At 67.8% G+C, this 13,686-nt stretch carries 14 protein-coding genes and 1 pseudogene; 6 read left to right on the top strand and 9 right to left on the bottom strand.

Annotated elements, in window-relative coordinates; genetic code table 11:
- Positions 1 to 105: 105 nt before the first annotated feature.
- Positions 106 to 849, bottom strand: a complete 744-nt coding sequence (locus tag A5622_RS23700) for an SDR family NAD(P)-dependent oxidoreductase (RefSeq protein ID WP_082994673.1) — start codon at positions 847 to 849, stop codon at positions 106 to 108.
- 17 nt (positions 850 to 866) lie between these two features.
- Between A5622_RS23700 and A5622_RS23705 the strand changes: the two genes are divergently transcribed.
- Positions 867 to 2,009: an AraC family transcriptional regulator gene (locus A5622_RS23705; protein ID WP_232003031.1), complete on the top strand. Its 1,143-nt coding sequence runs from the start codon at positions 867 to 869 to the stop codon at positions 2,007 to 2,009.
- A gap of 118 nt (positions 2,010 to 2,127) precedes the next feature.
- Complete coding sequence (locus A5622_RS23710; RefSeq protein ID WP_066881579.1) at positions 2,128 to 3,633, top strand: NAD(P)/FAD-dependent oxidoreductase; 1,506 nt, start codon at positions 2,128 to 2,130, stop codon at positions 3,631 to 3,633.
- 15 nt (positions 3,634 to 3,648) lie between these two features.
- Here the strand turns inward: A5622_RS23710 and A5622_RS23715 are convergent, their stop codons facing one another.
- Together A5622_RS23715 and A5622_RS23720 are read right to left on the bottom strand one after the other, a co-directional pair.
- A complete protein-coding gene (locus A5622_RS23715) occupies positions 3,649 to 4,473 on the bottom strand; it encodes a hypothetical protein (RefSeq protein ID WP_066881581.1) in 825 nt (274 codons plus the stop codon).
- Positions 4,470 to 5,078 (bottom strand): TetR/AcrR family transcriptional regulator, encoded by a 609-nt coding sequence (locus tag A5622_RS23720; RefSeq protein WP_066881582.1) that lies wholly within the window; start codon positions 5,076 to 5,078, stop codon positions 4,470 to 4,472. Before A5622_RS23720 ends, A5622_RS23715 begins: the two co-directional genes overlap by 4 nt.
- A 150-nt stretch (positions 5,079 to 5,228) precedes the next feature.
- Here A5622_RS23720 and A5622_RS23725 point away from each other — a divergent pair, with 150 nt between their 5' ends.
- Entirely contained in the window at positions 5,229 to 6,329 is a 1,101-nt protein-coding gene (locus tag A5622_RS23725; protein WP_066881584.1) for a hypothetical protein, read from the top strand.
- A 6-nt stretch (positions 6,330 to 6,335) separates the two neighbouring features.
- Here A5622_RS23725 and A5622_RS23730 read toward each other — a convergent pair whose 3' ends face one another.
- Genes A5622_RS23730 through A5622_RS23740 form a run of 3 tightly spaced genes read right to left on the bottom strand, consistent with a single transcriptional unit; the run spans position 6,336 to position 9,106 of the window.
- On the bottom strand, positions 6,336 to 6,836 hold the full coding sequence (locus A5622_RS23730; protein ID WP_066881585.1) for a DUF302 domain-containing protein: 501 nt from the start codon (positions 6,834 to 6,836) through the stop codon (positions 6,336 to 6,338).
- Between the two features lie 3 nt (positions 6,837 to 6,839).
- The gene (locus A5622_RS23735; RefSeq protein WP_066881600.1) at positions 6,840 to 7,925 is read right to left on the bottom strand and encodes an NmrA family NAD(P)-binding protein; all 1,086 of its coding nucleotides are present in this window, start codon (positions 7,923 to 7,925) and stop codon (positions 6,840 to 6,842) included.
- 8 nt (positions 7,926 to 7,933) lie between these two features.
- Positions 7,934 to 9,106 carry a thiolase family protein gene (locus A5622_RS23740; protein WP_066881586.1) on the bottom strand — a complete coding sequence of 391 codons (1,173 nt, stop codon included), beginning with the start codon at positions 9,104 to 9,106 and terminating at the stop codon, positions 7,934 to 7,936.
- A 97-nt stretch (positions 9,107 to 9,203) separates the two neighbouring features.
- Between A5622_RS23740 and A5622_RS23745 the strand changes: the two genes are divergently transcribed.
- Positions 9,204 to 9,680 carry a helix-turn-helix domain-containing protein gene (locus tag A5622_RS23745; protein ID WP_066881589.1) on the top strand — a complete coding sequence of 159 codons (477 nt, stop codon included), beginning with the start codon at positions 9,204 to 9,206 and terminating at the stop codon, positions 9,678 to 9,680.
- On the opposite strand, the gene rsgA is transcribed toward A5622_RS23745, so the two are convergent.
- Positions 9,664 to 10,659: a ribosome small subunit-dependent GTPase A gene (gene rsgA / locus A5622_RS23750; RefSeq protein ID WP_066881593.1), complete on the bottom strand. Its 996-nt coding sequence runs from the start codon at positions 10,657 to 10,659 to the stop codon at positions 9,664 to 9,666. The two genes, A5622_RS23745 and rsgA, sit on opposite strands and share 17 nt — an antisense overlap.
- Positions 10,656 to 11,963 carry a 3-phosphoshikimate 1-carboxyvinyltransferase gene (gene aroA / locus A5622_RS23755; RefSeq protein ID WP_066881595.1) on the bottom strand — a complete coding sequence of 436 codons (1,308 nt, stop codon included), beginning with the start codon at positions 11,961 to 11,963 and terminating at the stop codon, positions 10,656 to 10,658. The genes rsgA and aroA overlap by 4 nt, the downstream gene beginning before the upstream one ends.
- Before the next feature lie 44 nt (positions 11,964 to 12,007).
- On the opposite strand from aroA, the gene A5622_RS23760 reads away from it, so the two are divergent.
- A complete protein-coding gene (locus A5622_RS23760) occupies positions 12,008 to 12,772 on the top strand; it encodes an SOS response-associated peptidase (protein WP_066867992.1) in 765 nt (254 codons plus the stop codon).
- A gap of 115 nt (positions 12,773 to 12,887) precedes the next feature.
- Positions 12,888 to 13,319, top strand: coding sequence for a TIGR03618 family F420-dependent PPOX class oxidoreductase (locus A5622_RS23765; RefSeq protein WP_066867989.1), 432 nt, complete (start codon positions 12,888 to 12,890; stop codon positions 13,317 to 13,319).
- A 38-nt stretch (positions 13,320 to 13,357) separates the two neighbouring features.
- Here the strand turns inward: A5622_RS23765 and A5622_RS23770 are convergent.
- A pseudogene (locus A5622_RS23770) lies at positions 13,358 to 13,686 on the bottom strand (hypothetical protein); the annotation flags it as partial.

Below are 13,686 nucleotides of genomic sequence, written 5' to 3' on the forward strand. Positions count from 1 at the left end.
CGGGCGTGGCATTCACGAGGAGCTGATCGCCCACGTCGCCGATCAGGAGGGCTACTACCGCGACGAAGGTGTGCACGCCGCACCCCTTTCCGGACGGATCGGCCGTCAATCCATGGCGAGGCCGCCATTGACCTCCAGGCAGTGGCCAGTGATGAAACCGGAATCCTCGCCGGCCAAAAACGCCACCGCCTTGGCCACCTCTTCCGGCGTGACGAGCCGCCCCATGGGATTTGTCGCCCCGAGCTGGCCTACTTCTTCGGCCGTCAACAGCGAGTTCGCCGTCGGGTCGGCGACCGTGGCGGGCGAAACGAGGTTGGCGGTGATCTGGTGTGGAGCCAGCTCGAGTGCGACGTACCGGACGAACTGATCCATTGCCGCCTTGGCGGTTCCCAACGTGATCATGCCTTGCCGGGGCCGACGGGACAGCACCGTAGTGAGATAGATCAACCTGCCATAACCGTGCGAAATCATCTGGGGTGCAACGGCTTTTGTTAGCAGAAAGGTGGCATGCAGCTCGCGGTCCAGTTTGCCGCCGAGCTGCTCCCAGCTCAGATCGGCGAACGAGGTGACGTCGTAGGGGATCAGTGCGTTGTGCACGAGCACATCGATGCCGCCCCACCTCTCGTTGGTTTCGTCGACCATTGCGGCGACGTCGTCGGGCTGCGTGACATCGGCCCGGATCGCGGCGGCCACGCCACCGGCATCGGTCACAGCCGCCACCACCCGGTCTGCCTCGTCGGCGCTGGACCGGTAGTTGACGACCACCCGGAATCCCTGCTCCGCCATGACCAATGCGGTTGCCGCCCCGATGCCCCGGCTAGCTCCGGTGATCACCGCGACACGACCCACCGACGTCACCTCCGACCTTGCTCACCGAGTGGCTGGCACGCGGGAACGATACTCCCGATCCGGGGCTGTTCGCCATACTGGAGGACGTGCAGGTGTTCGTCGGTTCCCATGTGTCGCACTGGGATTTCCCGCGGAGCACGGCCAGCGTCGCGTTGATGACCGAATTCGGTTGCAGGAAAGGGCTTGCCGTCGCCGACGTGCTCAGCGGTTCCGGGCTATCGGAGGCCGACCTGCACGATCACGATCGGATGATCGTCGGGCGCCAGGAGTTGGCGGTCGCGGCGAATCTGGTGGACCTGCTGGGGGAGGCGGCCGGGGCGGCCAACCTGGGCATGCAGGTGGGCGGCAGCTATCACGTGGGATCGCTCGGCATCTTCGGCTTCGCGTGCCTGACCAGCTCCACGCTGGGCGACGCCGTCCGGTTCGCGGCCCGTTTCTACGAGCTCAGCTACGGGTTCTGCCTGCCGACCGTCACCGTAGAGGGACCGGTCGCGGCGCTGCGGCTCGACCTGCCCGACCTGACCGGTCCGGTCGCGGAGTTTCTGGTGCGACGTGATCTCACGGCGATCGCCCGCGTCATGGCGGAGTTGCTCGGCGGCCGGGTCCCGTTCACCGCGATCGAATTCAGCGGCCCGGCGCCGTCGGAGGGGGACCACGCGGCCCGCGAGGTGTTCGGCGTGGCACCGCAATACGACTCGCCGGCCAACGTCGCGCGCCTGCCGGTCGCGCTGCTGGACACACGGCTGCCCCGGGCCAGCGAGCCGAGCGTGGCCATGTGCGAGCAGCAGTGCAGCGCCCTGCTGGAACGCCGCCGGGCCCGCACCGGTGTCGCCCTGCGGGTGCGGGAGCGCCTGGCGTCGATCGACGGCGAACCGCACACGATCGCGGCCGTCGCCCGGCAGTTGGCGATGAGCGAGCGGACGCTGCGGCGGCGGCTGGCCGAGGAGAACACGACCTTTCGGGAGCTTGCCGAGGAGGTGCATCGGGTCTTGGCCGAGGAGCTGTTGGCGACCGGCGCGCTCTCGGTGGAGGACGTCGCGCTGCGGCTGGGCTATGCGGAGGCGACCAGCTTCATCGCCGCGTTCAAACGGTGGACGGGCACCACACCGGCGCGCTATCAGCGCTCGGTGGCGCCCCGCGCGCGGTCGCTGGCCGTCTGAGTCGCCCGCCGTCTGGCCAGCCCACCGTCCGCGTGCCCGCCGGTCGTGGCCGCAATCATGGATTTCTCGACCGCAATCGGCTGCGGGGGCGGGGCGGTGCGCCCATACCGTTTGAGTCATGACTTCGACCCATCGCCCTCGCGTGCTGGTCATCGGGGCCGGCTTCGGCGGACTCGCCGCCGCCTACGAACTGTCCAAGGACGGCCTGGCCGACGTGACCGTGCTGGAGAAGGCCGACGACGTCGGCGGCGTTTGGCGGGAGAACACCTACCCGGGCGCGGCATGCGACGTCCCGTCCAACCTGTACTCCTACTCCTTCGCCCGCAAAACGAACTGGGGCCGGCGCTACGCCGAGCAGCCCGACATCCTCGGCTACATCCGTGACACCGCCGACCGGTTCGGCCTGCGCGACCTGGTGCGCACCGGCGTGGAGGTCACCTCCGCCGCGTACGACGACGGCACCGCCACCTGGCGGGTGACGACCTCGGGCGGCGAGGTCGTCGAGGCCGACGTCCTGGTGCCGGCGGTGGGCCAGCTGTCGCGGCCGGCGCTGCCGGCTATCCCGGGGCTCGACCTGTTCGAGGGCCCGTCGTTCCACTCGGCGCAATGGCGCCACGACGTCGACCTGACCGGCAAGCGCGTCGCCGTCCTGGGCACCGGCGCGTCGGCGATCCAGTTCGTTCCGCGCATCCGCGAGGCCGCGCGGCACGTCACCGTCTTTCAGCGTTCCGCGCCGTACGTCATCCCGAAACCGGATCGCGCCTATACCGCTGCGCACCACGCCGCCTTCCGGAGGGTGCCCGGCTTCGCCGCCGCCATGCGCCAATTGATCTGGGAGATCTCGGAATTCTTCGGCCTCGCGCTGACCAAGGTCGCCCCACTCGCCCGACTGATAGGCGTGGTCGCGTCGCTGAACATCAAGCGGCACATCAAGGATCGCGCGCTGCGCGCGAAGGTCACGCCCGACTATCCGATCGGCTGCAAGCGGGTGCTGTTCAGCAGCGAGTGGTATCCGGCGCTGGCCCGTGACAACGTCTCGGTGGAGACCGGCGCGATCACCGAGGTGACGGCGACGGGGGTGCGCACCGCCGACGGGTCGCTGCACGAGGCCGATGTCATCATCTACGGCACCGGGTTCAAGGCCACCGAATTCCTTGTGCCCATGACGATCACCGGCCGCGACGGGCGCGACCTGCATGCGCAGTGGGCCCGGGGGGCGCGCGCCCACCTCGGCATGGCCGTGCCCGGCTTCCCCAACATGTTCCTGATCTACGGCCCGAACACCAATCTCGGCAGCAGTTCGATCATCCTGATGATGGAACAGCAGGCCCGCTACATCCGCCAGATCACCGAGCACCTCGCGCGCGCCGGCACGGGTCGCGCGTTCGAAGTGTGGCGCAGCGTCGAGCAGGCCTACGACACCGAGATCCAGTCCCGTCTCGACAACGGCGTGTGGACCACCTGCGACTCCTGGTACCGCACCGCCTCCGGCCGGGTCACCACCAACTGGCCCGGCCTGGTTCGCGAATATCAGCGCCGCGCAAGGACGGTCGCGTTCTCCGACTACATGGAGGTGCTGCCCCGATCCGTTCCCGCGGCGGAAGCCGAGGAAATCGGCGCATGACGTCGTTCGACTACGTCAGGGGTGGGTGACCAGGTAGGTCTCGTTGCCCAGGCCGGCGGTGAGTTCCTCGACATCGAAGGGGCGATCGAGGCGTGCGTGCAGCGCCTTCGGATCGATGAGCAGGCTGATTTCCGCGGTTTGACGGGCGAAGAGCCGCCCGATGATGGGATAGATTCGACGCATCACCGCCCGCTCGGCGGAGGTGCAGCGCGAGGCGCAGTAGCCGACGTGGCCGATCTCATCGGTGAGAATTTCGCTGTAAAGCAGTTCGATTCGTTCGGCGACGTGCGGTTCGTCGGCGAAAAGCCTTGTGCCGGCCCGGCGTAATTCATCGAACAGGATGCAGCCCGCCATCTCCGCGGCTCCGACGAACATGAAGCCGAGCCGTTCGGGCAAAAATACGTTCACTTTGACGAACTGGCGGATGACGAAGGGTGGTGCGACAACCTGGAAGGTCAAGTCGAACGCATCGAGAGCGTACGCCAGCAGTCGGGTGTGGTAGTGCTCTTCCAACTCGAGGTAGACCCGTTCGGGCGGCACGCTCTCGTCGCTGTTGCGCCCGTAGGTTTCACCCAGACCCACGCCGAATCGCTCCGCCTGATTCAGCTTTGCGGTGGCCAGCAGGAAGAGCATCTTGTCGTCCAGGCCGGCTTCGGGTCGCCGGCGTCGCAGGTTGCGCAGGAAGATGTCACGGTCGGCGGGATGGGCCGACCGGACGGGATTGGCTTCCAGATCGCTGAAGAACCGCTCGCGATTGGCCAGCCGCCTATTGAGCAGATCGGCCTCGCCGTCGCGCCTGGCCAGGAAATTCCGATAGCCCTCGATGCCGGTTTGATTCATCGCTTCTCCATTCCCTCGACAATCGTCGTGACGTAACGGTTTAACAACGCGGCATCATGGGCCCCGGTGGCCAGCAGCGCGAAGAGTCCGGTGAGGAAGAACGTCGCGAGTTCGGCCGCGTCCACCTCGGCGACCACCTGGCCCGCGTCCTGGGCTCGACCGATGACGCCGACCAGAAATTGTCCGAGCGGGTGCTGGGCAAGCTCGTCTTCTACCGGACGGCTCGAGGAGAAATGCAATCCGAGCATGTCCCGGAAAACCGCTGCGCCCAAACGACTTTCGGCGCTGAGCACGTGATGCACCAGATGGGAGAGCACCGACGCCAGGTCCCCGTTGGCGTCGCCGAGTTCGCTGATGATGCGGGTCTCCTCGACGCGCTCCGCCTCGATGAGCACGTGCTCCTTGGTCGGGAAGTGGAAATAGAACGTCCCCCGAGCCACGCCCGCATCGGCGACGATCGCGCTGACGTCCGCAGCGGCCAGCCCGCGCCGCGCAATCTCGGCCAGCGCCGCGTCGAACAACCGCGCGCGAGTTTCCAGCCGGCGCGTTTCGCGGACGCTCGTACCCGGTGATCCGCTCGCAGATGGCGCGCGTCGTGACACCATGGTGGCACCGTACGCCAGGTGGCTGACGCCCGTCAATGACGGGCGTCAGCGAGTGCCGGTCTTCGGGGCTGCGGAGCCCGCTTGCCAGACATGTATCGTCAAGCTTCCGGTAAGCACTTCTGTCCGCGCAGGAACTAGAGGACCCACCACATGAGCGGTCAATGCAGCGACGACATCGAACGCATCGCCAACCGGCTGGGATTCAGCTGCGAGCACGCGTCGCCGTGGTTGACGCTGCGCAATCCGTTCGGGTTGGCGAATTGGACGCTGCCGGTGCTCGAGCTGCTGATCGTCGCGGGTGCCGGGCTGGCGCTCTGGTGGGCGATCCGCCGACTGCGCCGCGATAGGGACCCCGTCAACATCGTGATCTGGTTCGCCACGGTGATCTACCTGCTCATCGTCGAGCCGCCGCTGTATTTTCCCACCGTCTTCGGCGTCGACGGCTCCCTCGGTGCGGTGTTCGCGCACAACGTCTTCACGGTCCAGTTGATGTACGACCGGCTGCCGCTCTACATCGTCGCCCTGTACCCCGCCATGATGACGCTGGCCTACGAGGTGGTGCGCGGCCTCGGCGTTTTCCGGGACTGGGGCGCGGTCGTCGGCGCGGTGTGCGTGGGATTCGTGCACAACTGCTTCTACGAAATCTTCGATCAGTTGGGTCCGCAGCTGCGCTGGTGGGCGTGGAACACCGACAACGCGATCAACCGTCCGATGCTGGCCTCCGTGCCGATGAGCAGCGTCCTGCTCTTCGCCACCGTCGGGCCGGCCTGCGTCGCACTGTTCAGCCAGCTCCTGATCACCGGTCCCATTGAGCGCGGGCGGTATCTGAGCCGGATGACATTGATCGGCCGCGCCTTTGGGATCGCGGTGCTGGTGCCGGTTTGCCTCGTCATCGCCAATGTTCCGATCCTGCTGGCCGGTGGCGAGCATCCCGACAGCGCACTGCGCCGAGCGCTGTACTACATCATTCTCGGGGCGTTCGCCGTGGTGGCCGTCCCTATCCTGGTGCGGCAGTGGCGCAACACCGCGTTCACGCCCGGGGCGCGCAACGCCTTCGTCGCCGTCTTCGGGTCGGCATTTCTGATCGTGCTCGGGGGTTTGTGGTTGTCGGCCGACGGAACACCCACCGGCAACCCGGTCTACGTGGGGGCGTGCTACCTGCTCGCCGTCACCTTAACCCTGTCGGTGACCGTGCGCGCCGGTCGACCGTCGGCTCTCATCCGCCGAAAACAGCTGACCGGCACGGGTTAACGCCGGTCACGCGGTGACCTTCTCGGCCAGCGCCGCCAGCTTGGCGTCGAGTTTCTCTGCGGCGCTGAGTAATTCCGGATTGGCCTCGACCACCATCAGCGACGACGGCTTGACGTAGGTCAGGCTGCTGGCTGAACCCTCCTCGAGTATCAGCAGCTCGACCGGGGCGAACAGCCCGGCCGTCACGTCGTGGCGCAGCATCGTGATCGCGATCAGCGGATTGCCGAGAATGACGCGCAACGCCCTGCGGTCGATGCCGGCCTTGGTGATCCAGGCGCCGTGGTCAACCAGACCGAACAACATGAATCCGCTTGGTCCGACGCGGGATTCGACGCGCTCCCGGTACGAATCCCAGTCGCCGGTGGAAGTGGCGATGTCGTTGATCGGCACGGGTTGCTCGCCGATGTCGGCCAGTAGGGCGGCGACGAGTTCCTCGTAGCTCTTCTCGCTGTGATAGCGCACGCGCACGCCGTCGAAGGGGATTTCGTGTGGGTCGGAGGTAGACATCGGCTACAGCCTCCCTTGCCGCTTGTCCTCGCCGATTTTGAGTATCGGAGTTCGATTCTCCGGTTGGATCCGCTCCCAAAGGCCGCCATCACTTCGCTCCCGCGCAAGGTGATCTTGACGCCGGAACCACTCCTCGGCACTCCTGATCCGGTTCGGGTGGATCTCGTCGAGAAGCGCATAATCCCGTTTGATCACGCGGTGCTTCCAGAGATTCCAGAACCCGGTGAAGTTGTCGCGGACGTTCATGGTGCTCTTGTCCTTCCGGTCGGCGTTGTACCCCGCGGGCGCGTCGGCGATGACGCCGAGCGGACCGTTTCGCCAGTACGTGTCCAGGTCGGTGTCGACGTACCGCGCCGGATGCCCAGTGACCTTCTCGAACGCCGCGGCGAGATCGGCGTAGGCGATGTCGTCGACAGCCACCTCGAGATCCATGCCGTTCGCGCGCTCGGGATGGTCGAAAAGCCAACGGACGTAGTAACCGCAGTCCTCGAGTGACACGTGCGGCACGGCCCCGTCTCCGAGTGGAACACGCCACGTCAGGACGCCGTCCTCGACGGTGGGCGTCATCGGCGTACCCGGCGAGATCACCATCTCGAAGTAGGGGCCCGAGGTGAACAGCGCCGCGCCCATCCGATCGCGATTCACCTGATTCTGGAACAGAATCCACTCGCCAACGCGCCCCTTGCCGTCGTAGTGACCGGTGCGGAACCGAGAGTCGTATCCCGCCTTCTTCAGCCCGTAGTCGAGGTTTCCGTACACGAAGAATCTGATTCCTTCTTCGATGGCGATCTCGTAATTTCGGATCGCCCAGTAAATCTCGGCCTTCTCGCCGGTGTTGAACCCGTCGATGTTGACGAAGGCTCCGTCACAACCGCGGAATCCCTCTCGCAGCGTCGCTTCGTCAGCGAACGATCCCTCCACGGCGGAGACGTTTTCGAGCTCCAACAGTTCCCTGGCTCGCCGGCTGCCTGCGTCGCGAGTGAGAAACCGAACCGAGTATTTCTTGTCGGCGACGAGCGCGCGGATGATGGGCATGCCCTGGGCTCCGGTGCCGCCGACGACGAAGATGTTCGAGGTGGCCTGCGACATCGACCGGCTCACAGTCGCTCGATGATGGTGGCGTTGGCCATGCCGCCGCCCTCGCACATCGTCTGCAGACCGTAGCGGCCGCCGCGCTGCTCGAGAGCGTTGACCAGTGTCGTCATCAGCCGAGCGCCGCTGGCGCCCAACGGGTGACCGATCGCGATCGCCCCGCCGTTGACGTTGGTCTTGGCCAGGTCCGCCCCGGTGTCCTGCGCCCAGGCCAGCACGACGGGCGCGAACGCCTCGTTCACCTCGAACAGGTCGATGTCGGCCAGCGTCAGGCCGGCCCGCTGTAGCACCTTCTCGGTGGCCGGAATGACGCCGGTCAGCATGTAGAGCGGGTCGGAGCCCACCACGGTGGTGGTGTGGATCCGGGCCAGCGGGCGCAGCCCCAGTTTCTTGGCGGCCTCGCCGCTGGTGATCAGCACCGCGGCGCTGCCGTCCGACAGCGGCGAGGAGTTGCCGGGCGTGATCTCCCAATTGATCTGCGGGAAGCGGGCTTTGGCCGCGTCGCTGTAGAACGCGGGCTGCAATCCGGCCAGCGTCTCGACCGTCGTGCCGGGGCGGATGATCTCGTCGGTGGCCAGCCCGGCGATCGGAATGAGCTCGTTGTCGAACAGCCCTTCCTTGGTGGCGCGGGCGGCCTTCTCGTGGCTGCCGGCGGAGAACTCGTCGAGCTGGGCGCGCGAAAAGCCCCACTTCGCGGCGATCAGTTCCGCGCTGATGCCCTGTGGCACCAGGCCGTCGGGGTAGCGGCGCGTCATGTCCGCGCCCATCGGGTTGCTGCCCGGTGACACCTGGGAGCCCATCGGCACGCGACTCATCGACTCCACGCCACCGGCGATGACGATGTCGTAGGCGCCGGCGATCACGCCCTGCGCGGCGAAGCTGATGGCCTGCTGGCTGCTGCCGCACTGGCGGTCGATCGTCACGCCGGGGACCGACTCCGGGAACCCCGCGCCCAGCAGGGCATTACGGGCGATGTTGGCCGCCTGGTCGCCCACCTGGGTGACGGCGCCGGCGATGACGTCGTCGACCTGGGCCGGATCGACGCCGGTGCGTGCGACCAGTTCGCGCAGGCTGTGCGCCAGCAGATCGGCGGGCAGCACGTCGTGCAGCGCGCCACTGGCCTTGCCCTTGCCGATGGGGGTGCGGACGGCTCCGACGATGACGGCGTCGCGGTTCATGACTCCTCCTCGAGTCCAGATCATCTAGGTATAGATCGCTGTACCTAGATAAACACCTCGGTATGCTTAAAGCAACCCAGGTGCGGAGGTGATTTAAATGACACTGCTGCAAGGACCGCTGGCCGACCGCGACTCGTGGTCGGCGGTGGGACAGTGCGCGATCGAGAAGACGATGGCGGTCGTCGGAACCAAGTCCGCGATGCTGATCATGCGCGAGGCGTACTACGGCACCACCCGATTCGACGACTTCGCCCGCCGGGTGGGCATCACCAAGGCCGCCACCTCGGCGCGGCTGAGCGAACTGGTCGAGTTGGGCCTGCTGCGCCGCCAGCCCTATCGCGAACCCGGGCAGCGCAGCCGCGACGAGTACGTGCTCACCCAGGCCGGCATCGACTTCATGCCGGTGGTGTGGGCGATGTTCGAGTGGGGGAGGCGCCATCTGCCGGGCCACAACCGGCTGCGGCTGACCCATTTGGGCTGCGGCGCCGAGGCGACGGTCGAAATCCGTTGCGCCCAAGGCCATCCGGTGCCGCCCGACGAGCTCGGCATGCGGCTGGCTAAGAAGTCTGGTTGAGCGCGGCCAGCAGCCGCCGCGCCGCGGCGACGCGGCGCACGGCCGGCCCGGTCAGGGTGTCCAGCGCGCACTCGGGGTCGGCCGGCGGACCCATGTGCCCGCAGCCGCGCGGGCAGTCGGCGACGGCCTCGGCCAGGTCGGAAAACGCCATCATGACGTCGTCGGGCTGGATGTGGGCGAGCCCGAAGGACCGGATGCCCGGCGTGTCGATCACCCAGCCGGTGGTGCCCAGCGGCTCGGTCAACGGCAGCGCCACCGACTGCGTCGAGGTGTGCCGCCCCCGGCCGATGTCGGTCACGTCGCCGACGGCGCGGTCCGCGTCGGGCACCAGGCGGTTCACCAGGGTGGACTTGCCGACGCCGGAATGGCCGAGCAGCACGGTGATCTTCCCCGCGAGCAGGTCCGCCACCGCGAGCAGGGGATCGTCGCGGCCGGCCTCGACCACCGTGAGGTCCAGGTCGACGAATTGCCGGGCGAACGGCTCCGGCGGGGCGAGATCGGTTTTGGTCAGGCACAGGATCGGCCTGAGCCCGCCGGCGTAGGCGGCGATCAGCGTTCGGTCCACCAGGCCGGTGCGCGGCGGCGGGTCGGCCAGCGCGACCACGATCAGCAGCTGATCGGCGTTGGCGACCACCACCCGCTCGGTGGGATCGGTGTCATCGGCGGTGCGCCGCAACACCGTTCGGCGCTCTCCGCGACGCACGATCCGGGCCAGCGTGTCGGGGCGCCCGGACAGATCGCCCACCACGTCGACGTCGTCGCCCACCACGATCGGGGTGCGGCCCAGCTCACGGGCCCGCATGGCGGTGACCCGGCGATCGACGTCGCCGCCCAGCACGCACCCCCAGCGGCCGCGGTCGACGCTGACCACCATGGCCGCCTCGGCGTCCGCGTGCTCGGGACGGGTCTTGGTCCGCGGTCGCGAGCCCCGGCCGGAGCGGATTTTGACGTCGGACTCGTCGTAGTCGCCGGGCCTCACATGCCGGGCTCTTTCCCGGGCTCCAGCATCCGAGCCCACAGCCGCGGGAAGTCCGGCAGCGTCTTGGCGGTGGAGCCGATGTCGTCGACCTCGACCCCGGGCACCCGCAGCCCGATGATGGCGCCGGCCATCGCCATCCGGTGGTCGGCATAGGCGCGCCAGGTTCCGGACTGCAACGGGGTCGCGGTGATCACCAGGCCGTCGGGGCTCTCGGAGCAGTCGCCGCCCAGTCGGTTGATCTCCTTGCGCAGCGCGGCCAGCCGATCGGTCTCATGCCCGCGCAGATGCGCGATGCCGGACAGCCGCGACACCGATCCCGGCGTCGCCAGCGCCGCCAGGGCGGCCACCGACGGCGTCAGCTCGCCGACCGCGCGCAGGTCGACGTCGAAACCGTCGTAGTCGCCGGATCCGCGCGCCTCCAGGAACGAATCAGTGTGCTGCACAACGGCATTGAGCTTGGCCAGCACGCTCAGGATGTTGTCGGCCGGCTGCACACTGCTCGACGGCCAGCCGGTGATGCGCACCGCACCACCGGTGACCACCGCCGCGGCCAGGAAGGGCACGGCGTTCGTCAGGTCCGGCTCCACCTCCCAGTGCCGGGCGGCGACGTTTCCCGGCGCCACTTGCCAGCGGTTGGGGACGGAGTCGTCGACGTCGACGCCGGCCTGGCGCAGCATCGTCACCGTCATGGCGATGTGCGGCGCCGACGGCAGCGCCCCGCCGGTGTGTTGCACGGTCAGCCCCTCGGCGAACGATGCCGCGCACAACAGCAGGCCCGACACGAACTGCGACGAGGCCGAGGCGTCGATGTTCACGGTCCCGCCGATGACCGAGCCGGTGCCCAGCACCCGGAAGGGGAGGCCGGAGCCGTCGATCCGCACGCCGAGCCCGCGCAGGGCGTCCAGCAGCGGGACGATGGGCCGCGCCCGGGCCTGCTCGTCGCCGTCGAACTCGACGATCGATTCGGCCAGCGCCGCCAGCGGCGGGACGAACCGCAACACCGTGCCGGCCAGCCCGCAGTCGACCTGGGCCATCGGTTCGGGCGACACGCGACCGCCGACGGTCAGTTCGGTCCCGTCACCGTCCTCGTCGCCGTCGATGTCCAGACCCAGGGTGTGCAGCGCCCCGATCATCAGGTCGGTATCGCGGCTGCGCAGCGCGCCGGTGATGGTCGGGGTGCCTTGCCCCTGGGCGGCGGCCAGGGCCGCCAGCACCAGGGCGCGGTTGGTCTGCGATTTCGATCCCGGAACGGTCACGGTCGCGCGCACCGGTTGCGCCGCCACGGGGGCCTGCCACGTACTCACCGCTCCATCATCGCCTGTCACCGGTTTCTGCCACCATGGGTGTTATGTGCGGAAGGTTCGCGGTCACCACCGATCCGGCTTTGCTGGCCCAGAAGATCAAGGCGATCGACGAGGCCACCGGCGCCGACGCCGGATCGACGGGCCCCAACTACAACGTGGCCCCGACCTCGACCATCGCGACCGTGGTCAGCCGGCATTCCGAGCCCGAAGACCAGCCGACGCGCCGGGTGCGGCTGATGCGCTGGGGTTTGGTGCCCCCGTGGGCCAAGGCCGGTTCCGACGGCGCGCCCGACACCAAGGGGCCGATGCTGATCAACGCGCGCGCGGACAAGGTCACCACCTCGCCCGCCTTCCGGACCAGCGCGAAGTCCAAGCGCTGCCTGATCCCGATGGATGGCTATTACGAGTGGCGGGTCAACTCCGCCGACGCGGCCGGCAAGAAGACCCGCAAGACGCCGTTCTTCATGTACCGCGAGGACGGGGAGCCGCTGTTCATGGCGGGCCTGTGGTCGGTGTGGAAACCGGCCAAGGATGCTTCGCCGCTGCTGAGTTGCACGATCATCACCACCGACGCGCCCGGCGAGCTCGCGCAGATTCACGATCGGATGCCGCTGGTGGTGCCCGAACGTGACTGGGACCGGTGGCTTGACCCGGACGCCGAGATCGATCAGGACCTGCTGGACCGCACGCCCGACGTGCGCGCCATCCGGATGCGTGAGGTCTCGACGCTGGTCAACAACGTCCGCAACAACGGCCCGCAGCTGCTCGAGCCGGCCGAGCCGCAACCCGAGCAGATGCAAATCCTTTAGCGCTCGGCCGGCGCGATCTCGCGCCGGGCTTCGGGCTGTCGGATTGCGTACAGCCTCTTCGTCGTATGGATAGGCAACCGAATTGCCCGGAGCCACGACGCATCAGGAGAACGCAATGAACACAACGAGACTCAGTGACAGCGCGCGCCAACTCATCGGGTCCGACCCGGCCACGCTCGTCACGATCAATCGCGACGGCAGCCCGCAAGTCAGCCTGGTCTGGATGACGGTGCGCAGTACAGCCGACGGCGGTGATGAGTTGGTCACCGCTCATCTGCAGGAGCATCAGAAGATCCGCAACATCCGGCGTGATCCCCGCGTGGCGGTGACCATCGCGTCCACCGACCGCAGCGGGCCGCAGACGCCGTATCTGTCGATCAGGGGCACCGCCCGCGTCGAGGAGGGCGGTGCGCCCGAACTGCTCGACGAGATCGCCACGACCATCTTCGGCCCCGGCACGGGGTTCCCACCGCCGGACGCACCCGCCGGCTACCTGACTCACATCACGATCGAGAAGGTCGGCGGTGTGGGCCCATGGGCGGCCTGAACGTCAGGTCCGCCCCTCGGCCGTCTGGAGATCGCCGTTCAGTTTCCGGAAATGGGACCGTTTGAGCCAGCCGCCTCATCGTCGTCTCCGTCGCGCAGCAGCTTTTCGGGGTGGTGGAAGGTGTTGGTGCGGGGTTGGCCGGTGTCGAGGTGTGGGGGTGGTTTCCATTGGGTGTCGCCGTGGGTGTTTGTGCGGGTGGTCCAGCCGCCGGGTCTTAGTAGGCGGTGGTGGGGGCCGCAGGCGAAGGTGAGGTTGTTGACGTCGGTGGTGTGGCACTTGCTGTAGTCGGTGACGTGGATGCTCCTATGCAGCGTCAAGTGTGTCGAGTGATGGGTTGAGGTCGGCTTGGAGGGCTCGGTAGAGCTCG

This window comes from Mycobacterium sp. 1245801.1 (assembly GCF_001673055.1).
In the GTDB taxonomy this organism is placed as follows: Bacteria; Actinomycetota; Actinomycetes; order Mycobacteriales; family Mycobacteriaceae; genus Mycobacterium; species Mycobacterium europaeum_A.

What these genes read in the sequence shown, in the direction of transcription:
- A5622_RS23760 (WP_066867992.1), top strand. Translation starts at nt 12,008, where the DNA reads ATGTGCGGAAGGTTCGCGGTCACCACCGATCCGGCTTTGCTGGCCCAG.
- A5622_RS23730 (WP_066881585.1), bottom strand. Translation starts at nt 6,836, where the DNA reads ATGTCTACCTCCGACCCACACGAAATCCCCTTCGACGGCGTGCGCGTG.
- A5622_RS23720 (WP_066881582.1), bottom strand. Translation starts at nt 5,078, where the DNA reads ATGGTGTCACGACGCGCGCCATCTGCGAGCGGATCACCGGGTACGAGC.
- A5622_RS23740 (WP_066881586.1), bottom strand. Translation starts at nt 9,106, where the DNA reads ATGAACCGCGACGCCGTCATCGTCGGAGCCGTCCGCACCCCCATCGGC.
- A5622_RS23710 (WP_066881579.1), top strand. Translation starts at nt 2,128, where the DNA reads ATGACTTCGACCCATCGCCCTCGCGTGCTGGTCATCGGGGCCGGCTTC.
- A5622_RS23725 (WP_066881584.1), top strand. Translation starts at nt 5,229, where the DNA reads ATGAGCGGTCAATGCAGCGACGACATCGAACGCATCGCCAACCGGCTG.
- A5622_RS23765 (WP_066867989.1), top strand. Translation starts at nt 12,888, where the DNA reads ATGAACACAACGAGACTCAGTGACAGCGCGCGCCAACTCATCGGGTCC.
- A5622_RS23715 (WP_066881581.1), bottom strand. Translation starts at nt 4,473, where the DNA reads ATGAATCAAACCGGCATCGAGGGCTATCGGAATTTCCTGGCCAGGCGC.
- A5622_RS23735 (WP_066881600.1), bottom strand. Translation starts at nt 7,925, where the DNA reads ATGTCGCAGGCCACCTCGAACATCTTCGTCGTCGGCGGCACCGGAGCC.
- A5622_RS23745 (WP_066881589.1), top strand. Translation starts at nt 9,204, where the DNA reads ATGACACTGCTGCAAGGACCGCTGGCCGACCGCGACTCGTGGTCGGCG.